A 21,640-nucleotide genomic window follows, 5' to 3' on the forward strand; every position below is an offset into this window, starting at 1 on the left:
CGCGCTCGCGGACGTCATGACGGCCTCTGTGCGCAGCGGGTTGATCTCCGAGACGGCACCCACGAACGTGGTCTTACCGACGCCGAAGCCGCCCGCCACCACGATCTTCGCGGAGGTGGTGGCCCGGCTTCCGTCAGAGCTTGCGAAGTCCACTGAGCACCCTTTCGAGCAGTGTCACGTCCGGTGCACCGCCGTTGTTCTCGTCGCCGCCCGGCTGGTGGACGGCGACCAGGCCGGCCTCGGCGAGGTCGGCCACCAGAATCCGGGCCACGCCCAGGGGCATGGTCAGAAGCGCGGACACCTCTGCCACGGACTTCACTTCGCGGCAGAGGTGGCAGATGCGCTGGTGCTCCGGGAGCAGTCCCATGAGTGCTGCCGGGTCGGCCGTCGTGCTGATCAGCGCCTCGATGGCGAGCTGATAGCGCGGCCGGGTCCGGCCACCGGTCATCGCATAGGGACGTACCAGCGGCTGGTCGCCCTCGTCCCCGTACGGCTCCGCGTACGGATCATGAGAGGCGGTGGGCGGGGTCATGAATCCTCCGGGCGGGACAGCAGGTTGGTCAGTCGTGCCGTCGGACGAGGCCGGTGGGGGGATTGTGGCGGCCGGACGGTGATTTGGTGAGCTGGGTGGATCCGAGGCCGTTCAGTGGAGCAGACTGCCTTGTAGTTCGGCGCGCAGGTCCGGGGTGAGCACCGCCCCCGCGCGGTCGACGAGCAGCGCCATCTCGTAGCCGACGAGGCCGATGTCGCACTCGGGGTGCGCGAGCACGGCGAGGGACGAGCCGTCCGAGACGGACATGAGGAAGAGGAAGCCGCGCTCCATCTCGACGACGGTCTGCGCCACGTTGCCGCCCTCGAAGATCCGAGAGGCCCCGGCCGTCAGCGAGGTGAGCCCGGACGCGACGGCCGCCAGCTGGTCGGCACGGTCCCGTGGGAAGCCTTCCGACATCGCCAGAAGGAGGCCGTCGGCGGACACGACGACGGTGTGGGACACCCCGGGGGTGTTGTCCACGAAGTTGGTGATCAACCAGTTGAGATTCTGTGCCGCCTGGCTCATCTGGCTCAACTAACGCTCCTGCTGGTGAGTGGGGCTCGGGTAGCTGCCGGTCTGGCCGGTGCCTGCCTGACGACCCTGCGCGATACCCCGACGGAGATTGGTCAGCCGGCCGCGTACGTCGTCGGGCGCACGCGAGACCTGCGGACCGGCTTGGTGCTGGTTCTGCTGAGCGGTGCCCGGGACGAGGTTCGCCCGGGGCACCCGGCGCGGCAGACCGGAGGTGGTGACACCGCCCGCCTGTGGCTGCCGTACCCGCTCCGCCTGCCGGACCAGTTCGTCGTTCGGAGAACTGCGCCAGGCGGCCGGGGCAGGACGCTTGGGGGCCGCGGAGGCGGCGGGAGCGGGAGCCTGTGGCTGCTGCGGAGCCGGAGCCGAGCCGTTGCCCTGCTGCTGACCGCCGCGGAACCAGTTCGTCTCCAGCGTGTCGTACAGCGGCGTACGGCCGTCACCCGGACTGCTTGCCGGCGGCAGCGCCCATCCGTCACCCGGCCGCCGCCCGTCATCGGGCCGCTGCGCGGCGCCCCTGTCGTCCGGCTCCTGGTGGATCGGGCGCTGCGGCGGGGCGGGCTGCCGGGGCGCACCGTAGTCGGCGCCGCGGCCGCCTGCCTGCGGCCGCTCGAACTGACCCGTGTTCTGCGCGCCGTACGGGGCGTTGTTCGGCCGGCCGGGCAGGGAGTGCTGCCCGGTGGAGCTGCCGTCGTAGCCCTGCGTCACGAACTGCCCGGTGGAGCCTGCGTCGTAGGCCTGCGGAGTGGCGAACTGGCCGGTGGAGGAGGGGTCCTGCTGTCCGGCCGGCGCACCGAAGACGTCGGAGCGGACGTAGGAGCCCGTGTCCTGCTGGCCGTTCGCCGTGGGACGCGTGAACTGGCCGGTGTTCTGCTGGCTGTCGACGCCGGGGCGGGCGAACTGGCCCGTGTTCTGGGCGCCGTTCACGCCGTTGAAGTCGGGGCGGGGGAACTCGCCCGTGCCGGTCGGACCCTGGTAGGCGTCGATCCGGGGTATCTCCGCGGTCGAGCCCGGACCTTGCCGGTCGTCGATCCGCGGCATCCGCGCGGTGTGCGCCGGGTCCTGCTCGTCGTGGCCGCGCGGGGCGTCCAGCGAGGCGCGGGACAGCGGCGGCTGCGCGTTCTCGTCGCTCCAACTCGGCGTGCGCGGCTGCGAGTTGCCGCCCGGCAGCTCCGCACGCGGTCCACCGCGCGGCGGCATCTGCTGCCGGCCGCCGTCGTTGTCACCCCGTTGCGGGGCGACCTGGCCACGGTTGCCGAAGGCGTCCTGCTGACCGCCGAAGGTGTCCTGCTGGCCGCCCGGCGCCTGGCCGTTGAAGGCACCGGCGCCCGCCGGAGCCGGCCGGCCCTGCTGCCCGCGCGCTCCGCCCGGAGCACCCGGACGGCCGCCGCCCTGGCCCGTGCCGGGCAGCGCGGCCCGGGGACCCTGACCGGCACCGACCTGACCGCGCGGACCCTGACCGGCACCGAGACGGCCGGCACCGGCGGCCGCACCCGCGCCGAGGGCGCCACCGGAGGCCGCGGCGCCGAGGGCACCGCCGCCCTGACCGGCGTTGCGCCGGGCGGCAGCCGCACCCGCGGCCGCCTGCACGGCGGCCGGACCGCCCGCGGCGGGCGCGCCGGACTTGCCCGGAGCAGGCTTCTTGCCGCCCTGGGCGACGTCGACGGGGAGCATGACCAGCGCGGTCGTGCCACCGGAGTCGGACGGGCGCAGCTGGATGCGGATGCCGTGGCGCTGCGACAGACGACCGACCACGAAGAGGCCCATGCGGCGGGAGACGGAGACGTCCACCGTGGGCGGCGAGGCGAGCCGCTCGTTGATCGCCGCCAGGTCCTCCGGGGAGAGGCCGATACCGGTGTCGTGGATCTCGATCAGCACGCGGCCGTCGGGCAGCGCGTGACCGGTGACCTTGACCTTGGTCTGCGGCGAGGAGAAGGAGGTCGCGTTCTCGAGCAGCTCGGCGAGGAGGTGCACGAGGTCGTTGACCACGCGGCCGGCCACTTCGGTGGTCGGTACGGCGGCCAGCTCGATGCGCTCGTACTGCTCCACCTCGGAGGCGGCGGCGCGGAGCACGTCGACCAGCGGGACCGGGCGGGTCCAGCGGCGGCCCGGCTCCTCACCGGCGAGAACGAGCAGGTTTTCACCGTTACGGCGCATACGCGTCGCGAGGTGGTCGAGCTTGAACAGCGAGGACAGCTGGTCCGGGTCGGCCTCGCGGGACTCCAGTTCGGAGATGAGCGACAACTGACGCTGGATGAGGCCCTGGGAGCGGCGCGAGAGGTTGGTGAACATCGCGTTGACGTTGCCCCGCAGCAGGGCCTGCTCGGCCGCGAGGCGGACCGCCTCGCGGTGCACGTCGTCGAAGGCCGCGGCCACCTGGCCGATCTCGTCCCGGGAGTGCACACCGACCGACTCGACGGAGGTGTCGACGTCCTGCGGGTCGGACTCGGACAGCTGCTTGACCAGCTCGGGCAGCCGGTCCTGGGCGACCTTGGTGGCGGTCTCCTGCAGGCGGCGCAGCGAGCGGATCATGGAGCGGGCCACGACGAAGGCGCCGACCAGCGACACGCCGAGCACCAGCAGGATCAGCGCACCGGAGATGATCGCCTCGCGCTGCGAGGCGCTCTTCAGCTCGCGGGCCTTCTGCTCCATGTCCTCGAGCAGCGTGTGCTCGATCTTCTTCATCTGCTCGATCTTGGTGGAGCTGTCGTCCACCCAGTCGCGGTACGACCGCTTGTTGAGCTGGTCGATGCCGCCCTGCCGCTCGAGCGCACGCTTGGCATAGGTGTCGGCCGACTCGATCGTCGGGTTGCCCTCGTCGATGGGCTTCAGAAGTTCCTCGGCACCCTGGTCCGAGTAGATCTTCCGGAAGATGCTGAGCTCGGACCCCTCGCTCTCGAGCGCCGACTCGGCGTACAACCGGTCGTTCTCGGAGAGGTTGCCGGCGACCTTGTTCCCCTCGGGCAGGGCCGCGGCGATGACGGCGCGCTGCACCGACGCGTACTCCTTGGCGGTGGAGAACGCCGCCAGGGCGCGAGTGCGCTGGATCATCTCCGGGTTGCTGGACGCCTCGGCCATGTCCTGGGAGAGGTCGACCAGCTGGGTGATCAGCCGGTGGTACGCCTCGACCGTCTGTGTCGAGTTGTTCGGCGACTGGTACGCCGCCCGGCGGATCTTGGCCAGGCCCTCGAGCTGGCCGGCCAGGCCGACGAGGCTGTCGCGGACGCCCTGGAGCTGGCCCTTCTTGCTCGCGGTGTCGATTGCCTCGGAGGCGTTGAGGAAGTTGTCGCGGGCGCGGTCCGTCTTGTCCTGCAGGCCCTTGACCGCGTACCGGTTGCCGTTGTGCGCCAGCGGGCCGGCGGACTGGTCGCGCTCCTCCTGGAGCGCGGCGGCCAGCTCGGTCGCCTGCTTTGTCATAAGGGTCAGCAGCTTCATGTTGTCGAGCTGCTGGATGTCGTCCAGGGACTGATTGATGCGCAGCGCGCCCAGCGAGGTGGCCGCGACCACCGGGAGCGCGAGCAGCGACACCAGGCGCGTGGAGATGCGCCAGTTGCGCAGGGCTATGCGCGGTCCGGGTCCGGTCTGACCCCTGGGCGGCCTGACCGCAGGCGCCGGACGCGGCGTCGCGGACGGCACGGCGCCGCGCCCGGAGCGGTCGGCACCGTCGCCGGACGGGGCCGGGCCCGGGTTCTGGGCGTGCTGGGGCGAGGAACCGCGGTCGGTCCCACCGTGCGGCTCCGGCTCGGCCGAAGCGCTGCCATCCCTCTTGAAACGTCCCTGCACTAGCGTCGCAACCTCTGGACCAGGCGCCCCTCCGCGTGAACGGAAGGACACGGTGTCGGCGTTGTGGGGAGCGCCCTGAAAACGCCCCCCGTGGTGGTCGTGAGTGACCGGCGCTGGCTCCCCCCGTCTCACCGCCGCTCGGCGCTGCTTCGCGCCCCCTGTGCGCCGGCTCGATCCCGCGGCGGTCCGTGGAATTCCAGCACAGTGCCGGATCTCCAACAAGGCCCGTGGGCCGAGCTGTGACTTCTGTGACAGCGCGTGAGTGAAGAGTTACGAGACGTGGAAAGTGATCTCGTACATTACGGACTTACCCCAGCGAGTCGGCGGCGCGTGAGTGGTGTCCCAGTCGCCATGATCAGGAGCGGAATGATGGCTTCAGGGGTTCAATGTCCGTTTCGTTGTGGTGAGTTGAGAGCCTGAATTGACCGGTTTGGACTCGGCTTCGTGAGCAAACTCACACGGAGATCATGGGCACTTCACGGCTGAGCCGGGGAATCGGATGTTTAGCCTGACGCTTTACAAGAGGGAAGTCTCTGTCAACCCACTCAGGAACGGGTTTAGTACAACCGTGAAGACGACGATGATGTTCCGCAACATAGCCAACCCCCGGCGCACGACTCTGGCGCACCTCGAGGACGCCGAAGAGCTGCAGACCCCGGAACAGCCGGAGCACTCCCTCGACCTCCCGGCGCAGACGGCCAACCCCCGGCGCACCGTCCTCATGGAGATCCCGGCCGGCGCCTCCGCCGCCGAGTAGCCCGCACCACGGCGGCCGCGCTTCCGACGCCGCCCGCACCGACGCCAGGGGCGCCCTCACCGCAGCGGCGCCCCTCGTCGTGCGCCGTAATGCGCGAGGCCGCGGGCCCCCGCCGCGTTAGCCTGGAGCGTCAGACTCCAGCCGGCTCGGTTCACTCAGTTAAGGGGCGCAAGGATCCCGTGCGCATCGCCAGGTTCTCCATCGACGGGAACGTCGCCTTCGGCGCGGTCGAGGGCGACAAGCAGGACGAACTCGTCCTGGACATCATCAAGGGCATCCCGTTCGCGGACTTCGAACTTTCCGGTACGAAGGTGCCGCTGAGCAAGGTCAGGCTGCTCCCGCCCGTGCTCCCCAACAAGGTCGTGGCCTTCGGCCGCAACTACGCGGAGCACGCGAAGGAGCTGGGCAACGAGGTGCCCGACGCCCCGTTCGCCTTCTTCAAGCCCTCCACCTCGGTGATCGGCCCCGGCGACGAGATCCAGTACCCGTCCTTCTCCCAGGACCTGCACCACGAGGCCGAGCTGGCCGTCGTCATCGGCCGGCTGTGCCGAGAGGTCCCGCGCGAGCGCGTCCAGGACGTGATCTTCGGGTACACGTGTGCGAACGACATCACCGCCCGCGACGTCCAGAAGCGCGAGAAGCAGTGGGCGCGCGCCAAGGGCTTCGACACGTCCTGTCCGCTCGGCCCCTGGGTGGAGACGGACCTGGACCTCGCCACCGCGTCCGATCTGACGATCCAGCTCACGGTCAACGGCGAACAGCGTCAGCTCGGCCGCACGAGCGAGATGATCCACTCGATCGAGGATCTGATCGTCAACATCACCGAGGCCATGACGCTGCTCCCGGGCGACGTGATCCTCACCGGAACCCCGGCCGGGGTCGGCCCCCTCAACGTCGGCGACGAGGTCGCCGTCACCATCGAAGGCATCGGCACTCTCACCAACAAGGTTGTCAAGCGTGGCTAGCGCACCCGGTACTCCCGTTCGCGTTCGTTTCTGTCCCTCGCCCACCGGTAACCCCCATGTGGGCCTGGTCCGCACCGCACTGTTCAACTGGGCGTACGCGCGCCACCACCAGGGCACTCTGGTCTTCCGAATCGAGGACACCGACGCCGCCCGCGACTCCGAGGAGTCGTACGGCCAACTGCTCGAGGCGATGCGCTGGCTCGGCTTCGACTGGGACGAGGGCCCCGAGGTGGGCGGCCCGCACGCGCCGTACCGCCAGTCGCAGCGCATGGACATCTACGCCGACGTCGCGCGGAAGCTCCTGGACTCCGGCCACGCCTACCACTGCTACTGCTCCCAGGAGGAGCTGGACAGCCGCCGCGAGGCAGCCCGCGCCGCGGGCAAGCCCTCCGGCTACGACGGCCACTGCCGGGACCTCACCGCCGAGCAGGTCGAGGAGTACGAGGCGCAGGGCCGCGTGCCGATCGTCCGCTTCCGCATGCCCGACGAGACGATCACCTTCACGGACCTGGTCCGCGGCGAGATCACGTACCTCCCCGAGAACGTCCCGGACTACGGCATCGTCCGCGCCAACGGCGCCCCGCTCTACACGCTCGTCAACCCCGTCGACGACGCCCTGATGGAGATCACCCACGTCCTGCGCGGCGAGGACCTGCTCTCCTCCACCCCGCGCCAGATCGCCCTGTACAAGGCGCTGATCGAGGTGGGCGTCGCCAAGGGCATCCCCGAGTTCGGCCATCTGCCGTACGTGATGGGCGAGGGCAACAAGAAGCTGTCGAAGCGCGACCCGCAGTCGTCGCTCAACCTCTACCGCGAGCGCGGCTTCCTGCCCGAGGGCCTGCTCAACTACCTCTCCCTGCTCGGCTGGTCGCTCTCCGCCGACCAGGACATCTTCGGCATCGACGAGATGGTCGCGGCCTTCGACATCGCCGACGTGAACCCCAACCCGGCCCGCTTCGACCTGAAGAAGTGCGAGGCGATCAACGGCGACCACATCCGGATGCTGGACGTGAAGGACTTCACGGAGCGCTGCCGCCCGTGGCTGCAGCCCCCCTTCGCGCCCTGGGCGCCCGAGGCCTTCGACGAGACGAAGTGGCAGGCGATCGCCCCGCACGCGCAGAGCCGTCTCAAGGTGCTCTCCGAGATCACCGAGAACGTCGACTTCCTTTTCCTGGCCGAGCCGGTCGAGGACGAGGCGAGCTGGCAGAAGGCGATGAAGGAGGGCTCCGACGCGTTGCTCCGTACGGCCCGCGAGAAGCTGGAGCCGGCCGACTGGACCTCGGCTGAAGCCCTGAAGGAGGCCGTCCTGGCCGCCGGCGAGACCCACGGCCTCAAGCTCGGCAAGGCTCAGGCCCCGGTCCGCGTCGCGGTCACCGGCCGCACCGTCGGCCTGCCCCTCTTCGAGTCCCTCGAGGTTCTGGGCAAGGAGAGGACGCTGGCGCGGATCGACGCGGCGCTGGCGAAGCTGGCCGCGTAAGACAGACGCGGGCGTGAGGGGCGGCAGCCGCATCGGCTGCCGCCCCTTCGCGTCTGTGCCCGGCACGGAGGTGTCGGTGCGGCGGGCTACTGTTCCGCCGTCCGACTCCCAGGAAGGCGTGCCGTCATGCCCATGCCCGCTCCCGACTTCACGTGGCTGTTCACACCGGGAAGCACGTTCACCTACGACTCCGGAACCACCGGCGTGATCCAGCTCGCCGAGGGCGGGGAACTCACCCTGCCCACCGGCCGCGTCGTCGCGTGCGACCCGTTCGTGTACCTGGGCAGAGGCGACATCGAGCCCTTCACGGTCACGGTCGAGCCGGGCAGCTACCGCGTGGAGGTGGCCGTGGCACGGCTCGCGAAGCCCGGGGAGCCCCCGTCCGGCGCACCGCACCACCGGGTGGCGGCGGCCCGCCTCGTCGTCCGCGACGAACCCACCACCACCTGGGAACTCGCCCTCCAGCCCGGCCAGGACCCCGCGGAACTCGGCGAGGACGAGTTCTACGGCTACGGCGTCGACGCCGGCACCGGCTGCTTCTACGACGCGGCGGCCGACGGTTCGTTCCCCGAATGCGAGGGCGACGAGGGGCCGTTGTGGGACGCCTTCGAGAAGAGCGGCTGGAGCCACGGCCCCCACCCGATCACGTCCCCCGACACCGGCCACACCCTGGTCGCCTTCAGCTCAGGCTGGGGCGACGGCGCGTACCCCACGTGGATCGGCCGCAACGCCACCGGTGAGGTCACCTGCTTCGTCACGGACTTCTTCGTCGCCCCGGCCCCTACGACGGCCGAGGCCTGACCGGCCGCGAAGCGCGTTTCCGGGGCACCGCCCGGCGGTGTCGGGTCATGGTGATCAGAGCTGTCGTATGGGACGTGGACGACACCCTCTTCGACGCTGCATTCCTCGGGGGATAACCCCCGGGCCCCCAGCCGATCCGGCGGTACTGTCGGGTCATGGTGATCAGAGCTGTCGTATGGGACGTGGACGACACCCTCTTCGACTACACCTCCGCGGACCGGGCCGGCATGCGGGCGCATCTGGCGGCGGAGGGGCTGCTGGAGCGGTACGGCGGCGCGGACGAGGCGCTCGCGCACTGGCGCGAGGTCACCGACCGGCAGTGGGCGCGGTTCGGGGCGGGTGAGGTCGGCTTCGAGGAGCAGCGCCGCGACCGGGTGCGGGAGTTCCTGGCCGCGGAGCTGACCGATGACGAGGCCGAGGCCTGGTTCCACCGGTACATCGGTCACTACGAGGCCGCCTGGAGTCTCTTCCCGGACGTCCTGCCCGCCCTCGACGCGCTCGCCGCCAGCCACCGGCACGCCGTGCTGTCCAACTCGAGCATCCGGGTGCAGGAGCGCAAGCTGCGCACGCTCGGTGTCCACCACCGCTTCGAGGCCGTGCTGTGCGCGGCGGAGCTGGGCGTCTCCAAGCCAGAGGCCGGGGCGTTCCTCGCGGCCTGCGACGCCCTGGCACTGGCCCCGCACGAGGTGGCGTACGTCGGTGACCATCCGGAGATCGATGGGCGGGGCGCGGCCGACGCCGGGCTGTGGTCCGTGTGGATCGACCGCGGCGGGCCGTACGAGACCTCCGACGCGCCCTCCGGACCGCACCGGATCGCGTCCCTGGCCGAACTCCCCGTGCTTCTCGGCTCGGATACCCGTTTTGGAGCGCCGTCCACCTTCAGGTAATGTTCTTCCTGCGCCGCCGGGGAGCGGGCCGAGAGGCCGGGAACCGGAGGAGCGAACTAGAACAAGATCCCCTCAGGGGCTTGCGTTCCAGTGGCCTATGGTGTAATTGGCAGCACGACTGATTCTGGTTCAGTTAGTCTTGGTTCGAGTCCAGGTAGGCCAGCTCGCAGAGCTCATCTGCAAAGCCCCCGTTGTGTAGCGGCCTAGCACGCTGCCCTCTCAAGGCAGTAGCGCCGGTTCGAATCCGGTCGGGGGTACGGATCCTCAGGGATCAAGGCCCCCGTTGTGTAGCGGCCTAGCACGCCGCCCTCTCAAGGCGGTAGCGCCGGTTCGAATCCGGTCGGGGGTACGAACTGGTCTAAACCACATTGGTCTATGGTGTAATTGGCAGCACGACTGATTCTGGTTCAGTTAGTCTTGGTTCGAGTCCAGGTAGACCAGCTCGGACCTGCGGAAACGCAGGCTCCACGCCCCCGTTGTGTAGCGGCCTAGCACGCCGCCCTCTCAAGGCGGTAGCGCCGGTTCGAATCCGGTCGGGGGTACGGGACGATGGCTCTTCGCCTCAGCCGATGCGCTTGAGGTGGGGGGCCATTTCTGTTGTCCGGTGAGTGCGGGTGCGTCGTGGCTTGTCGCGCCCACGCGGCGAAGCCGCATACCGATACAGCCCCGCGCCCCTGAGGCCGGCGATCTCCCCGTCGGTTCGGAACTGCCGCGGCGTTGAGGCGGCTCCTTTCCGACGGGGCTACGACATTCCCGTGATCCTCAGCCCGAGCGGCGCAGTGCCTCTGACAGTCGGGCTGCCGCGTCGATCACTGCCTGGGCGTGCATGCGGCCCGGGTGGCGGGTCAGGCGTTCGATGGGGCCGGAGACGGAGACCGCGGCCACTACGCGGTTCGACGGGCCGCGGACGGGTGCGGAGACCGACGCCACGCCCGGCTCGCGTTCGCCGATCGACTGGGCCCAGCCGCGTCGCCGTACGCCCGACAGGGCCGTCGCCGTGAAGCGGGCGCCCTGCAGGCCGCGGTGCAGGCGCTCGGGTTCCTCCCAGGCCATCAGGATCTGTGCCGAGGAGCCCGCCTTCATCGTGAGCGTCGAGCCCACCGGGACCGTGTCCCGCAGGCCGGACAGGCGTTCCGCGGCGGCGACGCAGATCCGCATGTCACCCTGGCGGCGGTAGAGCTGGGCGCTCTCGCCGGTGACGTCCCGGAGGTGGGTGAGCACCGGGCCCGCCGTCGCGAGCAGGCGATCCTCGCCCGCCGCCGCGGCCAGTTCGGCCAGACGCGGGCCGAGGATGAACCGGCCCTGCATGTCACGTGCCACCATGCGGTGGTGTTCCAGAGCCACGGCCAGCCGGTGAGCCGTGGGTCGTGCCAGTCCGGTGGCGCCGACCAGACCCGCGAGGGTGGCCGGACCGGACTCCAGGGCGCTCAGAACAAGGGCTGCCTTGTCCAGGACGCCGACGCCGCTACTGTTGTCCATGCAACGATATTCACGTCTCACTCTGTGAAACGCAAGTTCAAATTTCCGTGGGACGCGCCACCCTGGAATCACACAGCGGCCCGTGGACCAAAGGGCCTGGCGGCGGACGCCCGTACACAAGGGGCGCGGGCGCTGCCTCACGATCTCTAGATGGGCCGGTGCTCTCGTGCCGGCCGAAGGGAACAGCGATGGGTAGGACACTCGCGGAGAAGGTCTGGGACGACCATGTCGTCCGGCGCGCCGAGGGCGAGCCCGACCTCCTCTTCATCGATCTGCACCTGCTGCACGAGGTGACCAGTCCGCAGGCCTTCGACGGGCTGCGCAAGACCGGTCGCCAGGTGCGCCGGCTCGACCTCACCATCGCCACCGAGGACCACAACACCCCGACCCTCGACATCGACAAGCCCATCGCCGACCCGGTCTCGCGCGCCCAGCTGGAGACGCTGCGCAAGAACTGCGCCGAGTTCGGCGTGCGCCTGCACCCGCTGGGCGACGTCGAGCAGGGCGTCGTCCACGTCGTCGGCCCCCAGCTGGGTCTGACGCAGCCGGGTACGACCGTTGTCTGCGGCGACTCCCACACCTCCACGCACGGCGCCTTCGGCGCGCTGGCGTTCGGTATCGGCACCTCGCAGGTCGAGCACGTGCTGGCCACCCAGACGCTGCCGCTGGCCCGCCCCAAGACCATGGCCATCACGGTCGACGGCGAACTGCCCGGGGGCGTCACCGCCAAGGACCTGATCCTGGCGATCATCGCCAGGATCGGTACGGGCGGCGGCCAGGGCTACATCCTGGAGTACCGCGGCTCCGCCATCGAGAAGCTCTCGATGGAGGCCCGGATGACCATCTGCAACATGTCGATCGAGGCCGGCGCCCGCGCGGGCATGATCGCCCCCGACGAGACGACCTTCGACTACATCAAGGGGCGTGCCCACGCCCCCGAGGGCGCCGACTGGGACGCCGCGGTGGAGTACTGGAAGACCCTGCGCACCGACGACGACGCGGTCTTCGACGCCGAGGTCGTCATCGACGCCGCCGAGCTCTCGCCGTTCGTCACCTGGGGCACCAACCCGGGCCAGGGCGCGCCGCTTTCGAGCGCCGTCCCCGACCCGGCTTCGTACGAAGACGCTTCGGAGCGCCTGGCCGCCGAAAAGGCCCTGGAATACATGGGGTTGACCGTCGGCCAGCCGCTGCGCGACATCAACGTGGACACTGTCTTCGTAGGTTCCTGCACCAACGGCCGCATCGAGGACCTGCGTGCCGCCGCGAGCATCCTCAAGGACCGCAAAGTCGCCGACGGTGTACGGATGCTGGTCGTCCCGGGCTCCGCGCGCGTGGGTCTGCAGGCCGTCTCCGAGGGTCTGGACGTCGTGTTCAAGGAGGCCGGCGCCGAATGGCGGCACGCGGGCTGCTCGATGTGCCTGGGCATGAACCCCGACCAGCTGGCCCCAGGTGAGCGCTCCGCGTCCACCTCCAACCGCAACTTCGAGGGCCGGCAGGGCAAGGGCGGCCGTACGCACCTGGTGTCGCCGCAGGTCGCGGCCGCTACGGCGGTCCTGGGCCACCTCGCGTCCCCCGCCGACCTGTCCGACGCCGACACCCGTACGCCCGCTGGAGTCTGAGAGTCATGGAAGCATTCACCACGCACACCGGCCGGGCCGTCCCGCTGCGCCGCAGCAACGTCGACACCGACCAGATCATCCCTGCTCACTGGCTCAAGAAGGTGACCCGGGACGGTTTCGAGGACGGGCTGTTCGAGGCCTGGCGCACGGACGAGTCCTTCATCCTCAACCGGCACGAGCGGCAGGGCGCGACCGTGCTGGTCGCCGGTCCCGACTTCGGCACCGGCTCCTCCCGTGAGCACGCCGTCTGGGCGCTGCAGAACTACGGCTTCAAGACGGTGATCTCGTCCCGCTTCGCCGACATCTTCCGGGGCAACTCGCTGAAGAACGGCCTGCTCACAGTGGTGCTGGAGCAGAAGATCGTGGACGCCCTGTGGGAGCTCACGGAGCAGGACCCGCAGGCCGAGATCACCGTCGACCTGGAGAACCGCGAGGTGCGCGCCGAGGGCATCACCGCCGCCTTCGAGCTGGACGAGAACTCCCGCTGGCGGCTGCTGAACGGGCTCGACGACATCTCCATCACCCTCCAGAACGAGGCTGACATCGCCGCGTACGAGGCCAAGCGTCCGTCGTACAAGCCGCGGACACTGAAGGTCTGAGCCGGCGGGGCCGAACACGTCCACTTTCGGCCACCCCAACACCCCCGCTGTACCCCCGATCGCCACGATTGGGGGTACAGCCATGTCTGTACCCGAACGGCCCCGCCATGATCCGCGCGAGCGCTCAACTTCCCACGTTACGGCGGTGGTTGTCGGGGTATGCGAATGACCGGAAGGCGGCTCGCGATCTCTTCCGGAAGGCCGTCGGAGGCGGCAGTTACCCCCTGCGCAGGCGACAACTCGCCCCAGATGGCACAATCTGTGCATGGAACACGACGGCCAACTCGAGCTGTATGCGGCGGTCGCGGGCCAACTGAAGGAAGCGCACGCAAGAGTGCGCGCACTGCAAGTCCCGGAGGGCGTACGGATGGCGCTGACCCGGAAGCTGCTGGTCATTACGGCCGCGGCCAAGCACGATCTCGCCGACGCGGCAAAGCGTCTCGAGCGGTTCATCGCCGACCTCGACGAGGGACGAATCCCCGAAGAGGAACGCTGAACAAGTCCGAGAGAGCCGAGTCCGTTGCGGCACAAGGGTGATTAGCCCGTTTCGTGTTTGATTTGCGGTATATATCTGCCTAACGTGCGAAAAAGCTTGAACACTTTCGTTCTGGCGATGTCTCCGAAGGGGAAGACGTGAACAAGGCGCAGCTCGTAGAAGCGATTGCCGACAAGCTGGGCGGCCGCCAGCAGGCCGCCGACGCTGTCGACGCGGTCCTGGACGCGATCGTCCGCGCGACGGTCGCCGGGGACCGGGTCTCGGTCACCGGTTTCGGTTCCTTCGAGAAGGTGGACCGTCCCGCCCGCTACGCCCGCAACCCCCAGACGGGCGAGCGGGTACGGGTCAAGAAGACCTCCGTGCCGCGCTTCCGCGCAGGTCAGGGCTTCAAGGACCTGGTGAGCGGCACGAAGAAGCTCCCGCGCGGTGGCGAGGTCGCCGTCAAGAAGGCGCCCAAGGGCAGCCTGACCGGCGGCGCTGCCGCGACGGTCAAGAAGGCCGCCGCCAAGAAGACCGCCAAGAAGGTCACGGCGAAGAAGGTCACCGCCAAGAAGACGACGGCCAAGAAGGCCCCGGCGAAGAAGACCACCGCCGCGGCCAAGAAGGCGACCGCCAAGAAGACGACGGCCGCCAAGAAGGCCACCGCGAAGAAGGCCACCGCCAAGAAGACGACGGCCAAGAAGGCCCCGGCGAAGAAGGTCACCGCGAAGAAGGCCCCGGCCAAGAGGTCGACGGCGCGCAAGACCACCGCCAAGAAGGCCACCGCCCGTTAGCCGCAAGGGCAGGAGCACTCACACGCCGGGCCGGACTCCCCAGGGGAGCCCGGCCCGCGGCGTGTCCGGGGGAACGTCACGCGCTCACAGAACTCACAAAAAGCACAGGGGTAACAGGGGTCACAGCGTCTGCAGCGTCACCAGCGTGATCCGCAGGCCCGCTCCTTCGCCCTGTGCGGGCTCCGTCTCGATCCGCACCCGCTGCCCGGGCCGCAGCAGGCGCAGCCCGCCCGCGTCGAACGCCGGGGCGTCGAACGGCACCGGAGTGCCGTCGTCCAGCAATACCTGCCCGCTGCGGGTTTCGGGGTCGTACGTGTATGCGGTCGCCTGCATGACGGCAGCCTACTGCCCCGGTATCAGCAACCGCGCGGCCGCGGCAGCCGTACGCGGGCCCACCCCGAGCGCCAGCGCCACCCGCAGGTCCTCGCCGGTGTCCACGTCCTGCCGTACCGAATCCACCGCGTCAGGTCGGAGTTCGACCGCCCCCGACGCGCGGTGCCGGGCGCGGGAATCGGTGCCGAAAGCCGGGCGCAATTCATGGCCGGGAGTCGCCGCCAGCAGGGTGGTGCCGATTCCTGCCGCATCGGGGAGAAAAGCACGGGGGAATTCCGCCGCCGCGTCCAGTACCCGGGACAATTCCAGCGGGCGCAGCGCGGGCAGGTCGGCGTTGAGGGCGGCCACCGGGGCTTCGGGCCGCGTGGTGCGAACGACCGCCGCCCCGTGCGCCAGCGCGGAGTTCAGGCCGCCTCCCGGTTCGTCCGCGACGACACGGGCGCCCAGCGCGGCCAGCTCGCGTCCGGCCACGGCGTCGTCCGTGACTACCGCCACATCCAGCACCGCGGAACAGACCAGCGCGGCGGCCACCGTGTCCTGTGCGAACGCGAGCGCGAGGCCCGGCCGCAGCCCGTCGGCGGCGGTGTCCGAGAGCCTGCTCTTGGCGCGCGCCAAGGGCTTCACGGGGATGACCAAGGTCCACTGCACCGACGTACCGTCCCTCTCTCGTTGCGGACATTGTCACCTGGACCATCTGGCGGTCGCGGCGGCGGGGCGTACGGTGTGCTCGACAGACAGGCGGCCTGGGGCGACACTTGTGCGGCCCCCCAGGCTCTAGAGGAAGGTGTCCGCGTGCCCCGCCGCAGAATCGGCTTCTGGTACCGCTTCGCCGCGGTGATCTGCAAACCGCCACTGGTGGTTCTGATCAAGCGGGACTGGCGTGGAATGGAGCACATTCCGGCCGAGGGCGGATTTATCACCGCGGTGAACCACAATTCCCATGTGGACCCCTTCGCGTACGCGCACTATCAGTACAACACCGGACGGGTTCCGCGATTCCTCGCGAAGAGCGGGCTTTTCAAGAAGGGAATCGTCGGTGCCGCGATGCGCGGCACCGGACAGATCCCCGTCTACCGCGAGAGCACCGACGCGCTCAGCGCGTTCCGGGCCGCCATCGACGCGGTGGAGCGCGGCGAGTGCGTCGCCTTCTACCCCGAGGGCACCATCACCCGGGACCCCGACGGCTGGCCCATGACCGCCAAGACCGGTGCCGCGCGCGTCGCCCTGCAGACCAAGTGCCCGGTGATCCCGGTCGCCCAGTGGGGCGCCAACGCACTGCTGCCGCCGTACAGCAAGAAGCCGGACTTCCTGCCGCGCAAGACGCACCACGTGCTCGCCGGCCCGCCGGTGGACCTGTCGCGCTTCTACGACAAGGAGATGACCGCGGAGGTCCTCAAGGAGGCCACCGAGGTCATCATGGCCGCCATCACCCGCCAGCTGGAGGAGATCCGCGGCGCGAAGGCCCCCACGACGCCGTACGACCCGCGCCGCGAGCGGATCGAGCAGCGGCGCAAGACCAAGGCGCAGACCGGGCAGGAAGCGGAAGGGGCAAGCGGCAAGTGAGCGAGGCTGTCAAGGCGGCGGTCTTCAGCGCCGGTTCGTGGGGCACGGCGTTCGGGATGGTGCTGGCCGACGCGGGGTGCGAGGTCACCCTGTGGGCCCGGCGCCCGGAGGTCGCCGCGGCGATCAACTCCGCCCGGACCAACCCCGACTACCTGCCCGGTGTCGAGCTCCCGGACAATCTCCGGGCCACCACGGACCCCGCCGAGGCCGCGGCCGGCGCCGACTTCACGGTCCTGTCGGTGCCCTCGCAGACGCTGCGCGCCAACCTCGCCGAGTGGGTGCCGCTGCTCGCCCCGGACACCGTCCTCGTCTCCCTGATGAAGGGCGTCGAACTCGGCTCCACGATGCGGATGAGCGAGGTGATCGAGGACGTCGCCAAGGTCGGCCGGGACCGCATCGCCGTCGTCACCGGGCCCAACCTCGCCCGTGAGATCGCCGCGCGGATGCCGGCGGCGGGCGTGGTCGCCTGCACCGACGAGACGGTGGCCCGGCGGCTCCAGACGTACTGCCACACGCCGTACTTCCGGCCGTACACCAACACCGACGTCGTCGGCTGCGAACTCGGCGGCGCCGTCAAGAACGTGATCGGGCTCGCGGTCGGCATCGCCGACGGCATGGGGCTCGGCGACAACGCCAAGGGCTCGCTCATCACGCGCGGGCTCGCCGAGACCACCCGGCTCGGCTTCGCGCTCGGCGCCGACCCGCTGACGTTCTCCGGACTCGCAGGTCTGGGTGACCTGGTGGCCACCTGCTCCTCGCCGCTGTCGCGCAACCACACCTTCGGCACCAACCTCGGCAGGGGCATGACGCTGGAGGAGACCATCGCGGTCACCAAGCAGACCGCCGAGGGCGTCAAGTCCTGCGAGTCAGTGCTCGATCTGGCCCGCCGGCACGGTGTCGACATGCCCATCACGGAGACCGTCGTCGGCATCGTGCACGAGGGCAAGCCGCCCGTCGTCGCCCTCAAGGAACTGATGTCGCGCAGCGCGAAGCCCGAACGACGCTGAGCGAACCCGCCGGTCCAACGCTGTATCCGGGCCCTACGGGCGGGTACGCTCATCGCGATATGAGCACCGAGAACCTCCCCCAGAGCCCTGAGCAGCCGTCCCGCAAGCCGCGTGTGGCCGTCGTGTTCGGCGGGCGCAGCTCCGAACACGGGATCTCCGTGGTCACCGCCGGCGCCGTCCTGCGAGCCATCGACCGGACCAAGTACGACGTCCTGCCGATCGGCATCACCCGGGACGGCCGTTGGGCGCTCACCGCCGACGAACCCGACCGCATGGCCATCGCCGACCGGCGCACGCCCAGCGTCGAGGACCTCGCGGAGTCGAGCGAGGGCGGCGTGGTGCTCCCTGTCGACCCCTCCAACCGCGAGGTCGTCTACAGCGAGCCCGGCTCCGTGCCCAAGGCGCTCGGCGAGGTCGACGTCGTCTTCCCCGTCCTGCACGGTCCGTACGGCGAGGACGGCACCCTGCAGGGCCTCCTTGAGCTGTCCGGCGTGCCGTACGTCGGCGCGGGCGTGCTCGCCTCGGCGGTCGGCCAGGACAAGGAGTACATGAAGCGGGTGTTCACCTCCTTCGGGCTCAAGGTCGGCCCGTACGTGGTGATCCGGCCCCGCGAGTGGGCGCAGGACGAGTCCGCCGCCCGCAAGAAGATCATCGACTTCGCGGGCGAGCACGGCTGGCCGCTGTTCGTGAAGCCCGCGCGCGCCGGTTCGTCGATCGGCATCAGCAAGGTCGACGACCTCTCCGGCCTCGACGAGGCCATCGCCCTGGCGCAGCAGCACGACCCGAAGATCCTGGTCGAGGCCGCGCTCCGGGGCCGCGAGATCGAGTGCGGGGTGCTGGAGTTCGAGGACGGCCCGCGCGCCTCCGTACCGGCCGAGATCCCGCCGGCGGACGCGCACGCGTACTACGACTTCGAGGCCAAGTACATCGACTCCACGCCCGGCATCGTCCCCGCGCCGCTCACCGACGACGAGACCGCCGAGGTGCGCCGGCTCGCGGTGGAGGCCTTCGAGGCGGCGTCCTGCGAGGGGCTGGTACGCGCGGACTTCTTCCTCACCGAGGACGGGGAGTTCGTGATCAACGAGATCAACACGCTGCCCGGCTTCACGCCGATCTCGATGTACCCGCAGATGTGGCAGGCCAGCGGCATCAGCTACCCGGAGCTGATCGACCGCCTCGTGCAGGCCGCGCTGCGCCGGTCGACCGGACTGCGCTGACCGCAGTCAGCAGGGCCTCAGTCGGCGATCCCCTCGGGGATCGCCTTCTTGATGGCCGGGGCCAGATCGACGAGCACCCCGGAACTGTCACCGGCCCGCGCCTTCGCCAGGGAGACCTCGACATAGGCACGGCGATTGGCCGTCGTGAAGCGGTACGACCCGTCCTCCCGCTTCTCCATCAGCCAGTCGACCCCATTCACCCCGCCCGCGACCGCGTTCCGGTCCCCGCCCTCGGCCACCTTGGGGTCCACCATCTTGGGCGGGCGGGCGACACCGCAGCGCAGTATGATCGCCGAGCCTCCCCAGCCCGCCGTGAGCGCGGACCGGGGCTCGGGGTCGGTCCGGCCGGCGCCGTCGACCTTCGCGGGCAGGTCCTTGTCCAGGTTCTGACACAGCTCGGTGGTGTCCGCGTCGGGGCTGGGAACCGCGACGCCGGCGCTGTCGTCTGCTGAGGAGCAGCCCGCGACGGAGATCAGCAGGGCCAGCGCGGGCAGGCCGAGGAGCCGGTGACGGAAGATGTTCACCGGCCAAGGGTAGACGGGGGCTACAGATGCACGACCGGGCAGGTCAGGGTGCGGGTGATGCCGTCCACTTGCTGGACCTTGGCGACCACCATGCGGCCGAGGTCGTCCACGGTGTCGGCTTGCGCGCGCACGATGACGTCGTAGGGTCCCGTCACGTCCTCGGCCTGGATGACTCCAGGGAGCTTGCTGATCGTCTCGGCGACGGTCGACGCTTTGCCGACCTCCGTCTGGATCAGGATGTACGCCTGTACCACGGAACCTCCAGGGCGGCCACGAGGATCATGTGGGGAAAAGGAACGCCACGGTATCGCGTCGCCGCTCGTCACGGGGAGACCTGCGAGGACGGCGGTCCCCGCGCCGGGGTTCGGGCACGACGGAAGTTGACGGTCGCCTCGACCGTATCGAGGACGACGATGGTGCGCGAGCGGGTACGGAAAGTCACAGAAGGGGCGAAAGGGTAATGAAGGGCACTGTTGGTGAGCTCGGGGAGTTCGGGCTCATCAGGGAGCTCACCTCCCGTCTGACGACCACCCCGGCGGTCCGGGTCGGCCCCGGCGACGACGCCGCGGTGGTTGCCGCGCCCGACCGCCGGGTGGTGGCGAGCACCGACATCCTCCTGGAGGGGCGGCACTTCCGCCGCGACTGGTCCACGGCGTACGACGTGGGGCGCAAGGCGGCGGCGCAGAACCTCGCCGACATCGCGGCCATGGGCGCCGTACCGACCGCGCTGCTGCTCGGCCTGGTCGTGCCCGCCGAACTCCCGGTCACCTGGCCCACCGAGCTGATGGACGGCCTGCGCGACGAGTGCCAAGTCGCGGGCGCGTCCGTGGTCGGCGGGGACGTCGTACGGGGCGACACGATCATGGTGTCGATCACTGCACTCGGTGATCTGCGCAACCAGGAGCCGGTGACCCGCGGCGGCGCGCAGCCCGGCGACCTCGTCGCGGTGACCGGCTGGCTGGGCTGGTCCGCGGCCGGGTACGCGGTGCTCTCCCGCGGCTTCCGCTCGCCGCGCGCCTTCGTCGAGGCCCACCGGCGCCCCGAACCGCCGTACCACGCGGGTCCGGCGGCGGCCGGGCTCGGGGCGACCGCGATGTGCGACGTGAGCGACGGGCTGATCGCCGACCTCGGGCACATCGCCGAGGCCAGCAAGGTGCGCATCGACATCCGCTCCGGCGTGATCGACATCCCGTCCCAGATGAGCGACATCGGTCAGGCCGTCGGCGTCGACCCGCTCCAGTGGGTGCTGACCGGCGGAGAGGACCACGCGATCGTGGCGACCTTCCCGCCCGACGTGAAACTGCCGGCCCGCTGGAAGGTCATCGGCGAGGTCCTCAACCCCTCGGCGCTGCCCCTGGTGACGGTCGACGGGGCGCCCTGGACCAGCAAGGGCGGCTGGGACCACTTCGGGGACGCCGAGTCGTGATCCCCACCGTGCTGACCGTGGCGGGCTCCGACTCCGGTGGCGGGGCCGGGATCCAGGCCGACCTGAAGACGATGCTGGCGCTCGGCGTGCACGGGATGAGCGTGATCACCGCGGTGACCGCGCAGAACTCCCTGGGCGTGCAGGGCGCTTGGGAACTTCCGGTGGAGGCGGTGCGCGCGCAGTACCGCAGCGTCGTCGACGACATCGGCGTACGGGCCGTGAAGACCGGCATGCTTCCCTCCGCCGAACTCGTCGAGACGGTGGCGGAGTTGCTCGGCGGCACGGACGCGCCGGCGGTCGTGGACCCGGTCGGCGTCTCCAAGCACGGGGACCCGCTGCTCGCGGCCTCCGCGCTGGACTCGGTGCGCACGAAGCTGCTGCCGGTGGCGACCGTCGCGACCCCGAACCTCGACGAGGTGGCCCAACTCGCGGGGATGCGCGTCGAGTCGGAGAAGCAACTGCGGGACGCGGCGGCGGCCGTCCTGGCGTACGGGCCGCGCTGGGTGCTGATCAAGGGCGGGCATCTGCCCGGGGACGCCGTGGACTTGCTGACCGACGGGTCCGAGGAGCACTGGCTGCGCGCACCCCGGCACGACAACCGGCACACCCACGGCACGGGCTGCACGCTCGCGTCCGCGATCGCGGCGGGACTGGCGAAGGGGCGCTCCGTGCCGGAGGCGGTGACGGAGGCGAAGGAGTACGTCACCGGGGCGATCGCCCGCGGGTTCGCGCTCGGCGCGGGCATCGGGCCGGTGGATCACGGGTGGCGGTTCCGGGACTGAGGCCCGGGGCCGTTCCGTGGAACGGCGATCTTCGGGTACGGCCCTGATCTTCGGGGTACCGCAAAAAGCCGGTCCACCGCGAGGTGGAC

At 70.2% G+C, this 21,640-nt stretch carries 22 protein-coding genes, 5 tRNA genes and 1 pseudogene; 19 read left to right on the forward strand and 9 right to left on the reverse strand.

Going from position 1 to position 21,640, the window contains the following annotated elements; all coding sequences use genetic code 11:
• The 4 genes and pseudogenes from IEZ19_RS37470 to IEZ19_RS37485 all read right to left on the reverse strand — a co-directional run.
• Positions 1–153, reverse strand: a pseudogene (locus tag IEZ19_RS37470) (ATP/GTP-binding protein); the annotation flags it as partial.
• The gene (locus tag IEZ19_RS37475; protein ID WP_189315862.1) at positions 134–532 is read right to left on the reverse strand and encodes a DUF742 domain-containing protein; all 399 of its coding nucleotides are present in this window, start codon (positions 530–532) and stop codon (positions 134–136) included. The pseudogene IEZ19_RS37470 and the gene IEZ19_RS37475, both read right to left, overlap by 20 nt.
• A 111-nt stretch (positions 533–643) precedes the next feature.
• Entirely contained in the window at positions 644–1,057 is a 414-nt protein-coding gene (locus IEZ19_RS37480) for a roadblock/LC7 domain-containing protein (RefSeq protein ID WP_003973453.1), read from the reverse strand.
• Positions 1,058–1,066: 9 nt separating this feature from the next.
• Positions 1,067–4,846: a sensor histidine kinase gene (locus IEZ19_RS37485; RefSeq protein ID WP_189315863.1), complete on the reverse strand. Its 3,780-nt coding sequence runs from the start codon at positions 4,844–4,846 to the stop codon at positions 1,067–1,069.
• 568 nt (positions 4,847–5,414) lie between these two features.
• Between IEZ19_RS37485 and IEZ19_RS37490 the strand changes: the two genes are divergently transcribed.
• The 10 genes from IEZ19_RS37490 to IEZ19_RS37535 all read left to right on the forward strand — a co-directional run bounded on the left by IEZ19_RS37490 (position 5,415) and on the right by IEZ19_RS37535 (position 10,275).
• Complete coding sequence (locus IEZ19_RS37490) at positions 5,415–5,603, forward strand: hypothetical protein (protein WP_189315864.1); 189 nt, start codon at positions 5,415–5,417, stop codon at positions 5,601–5,603.
• A gap of 179 nt (positions 5,604–5,782) precedes the next feature.
• Positions 5,783–6,568 (forward strand): fumarylacetoacetate hydrolase family protein, encoded by a 786-nt coding sequence (locus tag IEZ19_RS37495; RefSeq protein ID WP_189315865.1) that lies wholly within the window; start codon positions 5,783–5,785, stop codon positions 6,566–6,568.
• On the forward strand, positions 6,561–8,045 hold the full coding sequence (gene gltX, locus IEZ19_RS37500; protein ID WP_189315866.1) for a glutamate--tRNA ligase: 1,485 nt from the start codon (positions 6,561–6,563) through the stop codon (positions 8,043–8,045). The genes IEZ19_RS37495 and gltX overlap by 8 nt, the downstream gene beginning before the upstream one ends.
• Before the next feature lie 126 nt (positions 8,046–8,171).
• The gene (locus tag IEZ19_RS37505) at positions 8,172–8,846 is read left to right on the forward strand and encodes a DUF4241 domain-containing protein (protein ID WP_189315867.1); all 675 of its coding nucleotides are present in this window, start codon (positions 8,172–8,174) and stop codon (positions 8,844–8,846) included.
• Between the two features lie 155 nt (positions 8,847–9,001).
• On the forward strand, positions 9,002–9,733 hold the full coding sequence (locus IEZ19_RS37510) for an HAD family hydrolase (RefSeq protein WP_189315868.1): 732 nt from the start codon (positions 9,002–9,004) through the stop codon (positions 9,731–9,733).
• Positions 9,734–9,824: 91 nt separating this feature from the next.
• Positions 9,825–9,896 (forward strand) — tRNA-Gln (locus IEZ19_RS37515).
• 21 nt (positions 9,897–9,917) lie between these two features.
• Positions 9,918–9,990: transfer RNA gene (locus tag IEZ19_RS37520), tRNA-Glu, on the forward strand.
• 19 nt (positions 9,991–10,009) lie between these two features.
• Positions 10,010–10,082 (forward strand) — tRNA-Glu (locus tag IEZ19_RS37525).
• Positions 10,083–10,102: 20 nt separating this feature from the next.
• Positions 10,103–10,174: transfer RNA gene (locus IEZ19_RS37530), tRNA-Gln, on the forward strand.
• Positions 10,175–10,202: 28 nt separating this feature from the next.
• Positions 10,203–10,275: transfer RNA gene (locus IEZ19_RS37535), tRNA-Glu, on the forward strand.
• A gap of 220 nt (positions 10,276–10,495) precedes the next feature.
• Here the strand turns inward: IEZ19_RS37535 and ndgR are convergent.
• Positions 10,496–11,212 carry an IclR family transcriptional regulator NdgR gene (gene ndgR / locus IEZ19_RS37540; protein ID WP_009320373.1) on the reverse strand — a complete coding sequence of 239 codons (717 nt, stop codon included), beginning with the start codon at positions 11,210–11,212 and terminating at the stop codon, positions 10,496–10,498.
• A gap of 188 nt (positions 11,213–11,400) precedes the next feature.
• Here ndgR and leuC point away from each other — a divergent pair, with 188 nt between their 5' ends.
• The 4 genes from leuC to IEZ19_RS37560 all read left to right on the forward strand — a co-directional run bounded on the left by leuC (position 11,401) and on the right by IEZ19_RS37560 (position 14,699).
• Positions 11,401–12,831: a 3-isopropylmalate dehydratase large subunit gene (gene leuC / locus IEZ19_RS37545; protein ID WP_189315869.1), complete on the forward strand. Its 1,431-nt coding sequence runs from the start codon at positions 11,401–11,403 to the stop codon at positions 12,829–12,831.
• A gap of 5 nt (positions 12,832–12,836) precedes the next feature.
• Entirely contained in the window at positions 12,837–13,430 is a 594-nt protein-coding gene (leuD, locus tag IEZ19_RS37550; RefSeq protein ID WP_189315870.1) for a 3-isopropylmalate dehydratase small subunit, read from the forward strand.
• 265 nt (positions 13,431–13,695) lie between these two features.
• Positions 13,696–13,926 carry an SCO5555 family protein gene (locus IEZ19_RS37555; protein WP_189315871.1) on the forward strand — a complete coding sequence of 77 codons (231 nt, stop codon included), beginning with the start codon at positions 13,696–13,698 and terminating at the stop codon, positions 13,924–13,926.
• A 137-nt stretch (positions 13,927–14,063) separates the two neighbouring features.
• Positions 14,064–14,699, forward strand: a complete 636-nt coding sequence (locus IEZ19_RS37560) for an HU family DNA-binding protein (protein WP_189315872.1) — start codon at positions 14,064–14,066, stop codon at positions 14,697–14,699.
• 120 nt (positions 14,700–14,819) lie between these two features.
• Here IEZ19_RS37560 and IEZ19_RS37565 read toward each other — a convergent pair whose 3' ends face one another.
• Entirely contained in the window at positions 14,820–15,032 is a 213-nt protein-coding gene (locus IEZ19_RS37565; protein ID WP_189315873.1) for a hypothetical protein, read from the reverse strand.
• Positions 15,033–15,041: 9 nt separating this feature from the next.
• Entirely contained in the window at positions 15,042–15,680 is a 639-nt protein-coding gene (cofC, locus tag IEZ19_RS37570; RefSeq protein ID WP_189315874.1) for a 2-phospho-L-lactate guanylyltransferase, read from the reverse strand.
• Between the two features lie 144 nt (positions 15,681–15,824).
• On the opposite strand from cofC, the gene IEZ19_RS37575 reads away from it, so the two are divergent.
• Genes IEZ19_RS37575 through IEZ19_RS37585 form a run of 3 tightly spaced genes read left to right on the forward strand, consistent with a single transcriptional unit; the run spans position 15,825 to position 18,819 of the window.
• A complete protein-coding gene (locus IEZ19_RS37575) occupies positions 15,825–16,595 on the forward strand; it encodes a lysophospholipid acyltransferase family protein (RefSeq protein WP_189315875.1) in 771 nt (256 codons plus the stop codon).
• Positions 16,592–17,602 carry an NAD(P)H-dependent glycerol-3-phosphate dehydrogenase gene (locus IEZ19_RS37580; RefSeq protein ID WP_189315876.1) on the forward strand — a complete coding sequence of 337 codons (1,011 nt, stop codon included), beginning with the start codon at positions 16,592–16,594 and terminating at the stop codon, positions 17,600–17,602. The genes IEZ19_RS37575 and IEZ19_RS37580 overlap by 4 nt, the downstream gene beginning before the upstream one ends.
• Positions 17,603–17,661: 59 nt before the next feature.
• On the forward strand, positions 17,662–18,819 hold the full coding sequence (locus IEZ19_RS37585; protein ID WP_189315877.1) for a D-alanine--D-alanine ligase family protein: 1,158 nt from the start codon (positions 17,662–17,664) through the stop codon (positions 18,817–18,819).
• A gap of 17 nt (positions 18,820–18,836) precedes the next feature.
• Here the strand turns inward: IEZ19_RS37585 and IEZ19_RS37590 are convergent, their stop codons facing one another.
• On the reverse strand, positions 18,837–19,343 hold the full coding sequence (locus IEZ19_RS37590) for a DUF3515 domain-containing protein (protein ID WP_189315878.1): 507 nt from the start codon (positions 19,341–19,343) through the stop codon (positions 18,837–18,839).
• A 20-nt stretch (positions 19,344–19,363) separates the two neighbouring features.
• Positions 19,364–19,597 carry an Lrp/AsnC family transcriptional regulator gene (locus IEZ19_RS37595; protein ID WP_030952852.1) on the reverse strand — a complete coding sequence of 78 codons (234 nt, stop codon included), beginning with the start codon at positions 19,595–19,597 and terminating at the stop codon, positions 19,364–19,366.
• A 206-nt stretch (positions 19,598–19,803) separates the two neighbouring features.
• Between IEZ19_RS37595 and IEZ19_RS37600 the strand changes: the two genes are divergently transcribed.
• Both IEZ19_RS37600 and thiD read left to right on the forward strand, forming a co-directional pair.
• On the forward strand, positions 19,804–20,769 hold the full coding sequence (locus IEZ19_RS37600) for a thiamine-phosphate kinase (RefSeq protein WP_189315879.1): 966 nt from the start codon (positions 19,804–19,806) through the stop codon (positions 20,767–20,769).
• Positions 20,766–21,551 (forward strand): bifunctional hydroxymethylpyrimidine kinase/phosphomethylpyrimidine kinase, encoded by a 786-nt coding sequence (gene thiD / locus IEZ19_RS37605; RefSeq protein WP_189315880.1) that lies wholly within the window; start codon positions 20,766–20,768, stop codon positions 21,549–21,551. The genes IEZ19_RS37600 and thiD overlap by 4 nt, the downstream gene beginning before the upstream one ends.
• The last annotated feature ends 89 nt before the right edge of the window (positions 21,552–21,640 follow it).

The organism is Streptomyces brasiliensis (assembly GCF_014647875.1).
GTDB classification, from domain to species: domain Bacteria; phylum Actinomycetota; class Actinomycetes; order Streptomycetales; family Streptomycetaceae; genus Streptomyces; species Streptomyces brasiliensis.

Excerpts from the sequence above, each read along its gene's own strand:
- IEZ19_RS37475 (WP_189315862.1), bottom strand. The coding sequence starts at position 532 with ATGACCCCGCCCACCGCCTCTCATGATCCGTACGCGGAGCCGTACGGG.
- IEZ19_RS37480 (WP_003973453.1), bottom strand. The coding sequence starts at position 1,057 with ATGAGCCAGGCGGCACAGAATCTCAACTGGTTGATCACCAACTTCGTG.
- IEZ19_RS37505 (WP_189315867.1), top strand. The coding sequence starts at position 8,172 with ATGCCCATGCCCGCTCCCGACTTCACGTGGCTGTTCACACCGGGAAGC.
- IEZ19_RS37510 (WP_189315868.1), top strand. The coding sequence starts at position 9,002 with ATGGTGATCAGAGCTGTCGTATGGGACGTGGACGACACCCTCTTCGAC.
- ndgR (WP_009320373.1), bottom strand. The coding sequence starts at position 11,212 with ATGGACAACAGTAGCGGCGTCGGCGTCCTGGACAAGGCAGCCCTTGTT.
- leuC (WP_189315869.1), top strand. The coding sequence starts at position 11,401 with ATGGGTAGGACACTCGCGGAGAAGGTCTGGGACGACCATGTCGTCCGG.
- leuD (WP_189315870.1), top strand. The coding sequence starts at position 12,837 with ATGGAAGCATTCACCACGCACACCGGCCGGGCCGTCCCGCTGCGCCGC.
- IEZ19_RS37555 (WP_189315871.1), top strand. The coding sequence starts at position 13,696 with ATGGAACACGACGGCCAACTCGAGCTGTATGCGGCGGTCGCGGGCCAA.
- IEZ19_RS37565 (WP_189315873.1), bottom strand. The coding sequence starts at position 15,032 with ATGCAGGCGACCGCATACACGTACGACCCCGAAACCCGCAGCGGGCAG.
- IEZ19_RS37585 (WP_189315877.1), top strand. The coding sequence starts at position 17,662 with ATGAGCACCGAGAACCTCCCCCAGAGCCCTGAGCAGCCGTCCCGCAAG.
- IEZ19_RS37600 (WP_189315879.1), top strand. The coding sequence starts at position 19,804 with ATGAAGGGCACTGTTGGTGAGCTCGGGGAGTTCGGGCTCATCAGGGAG.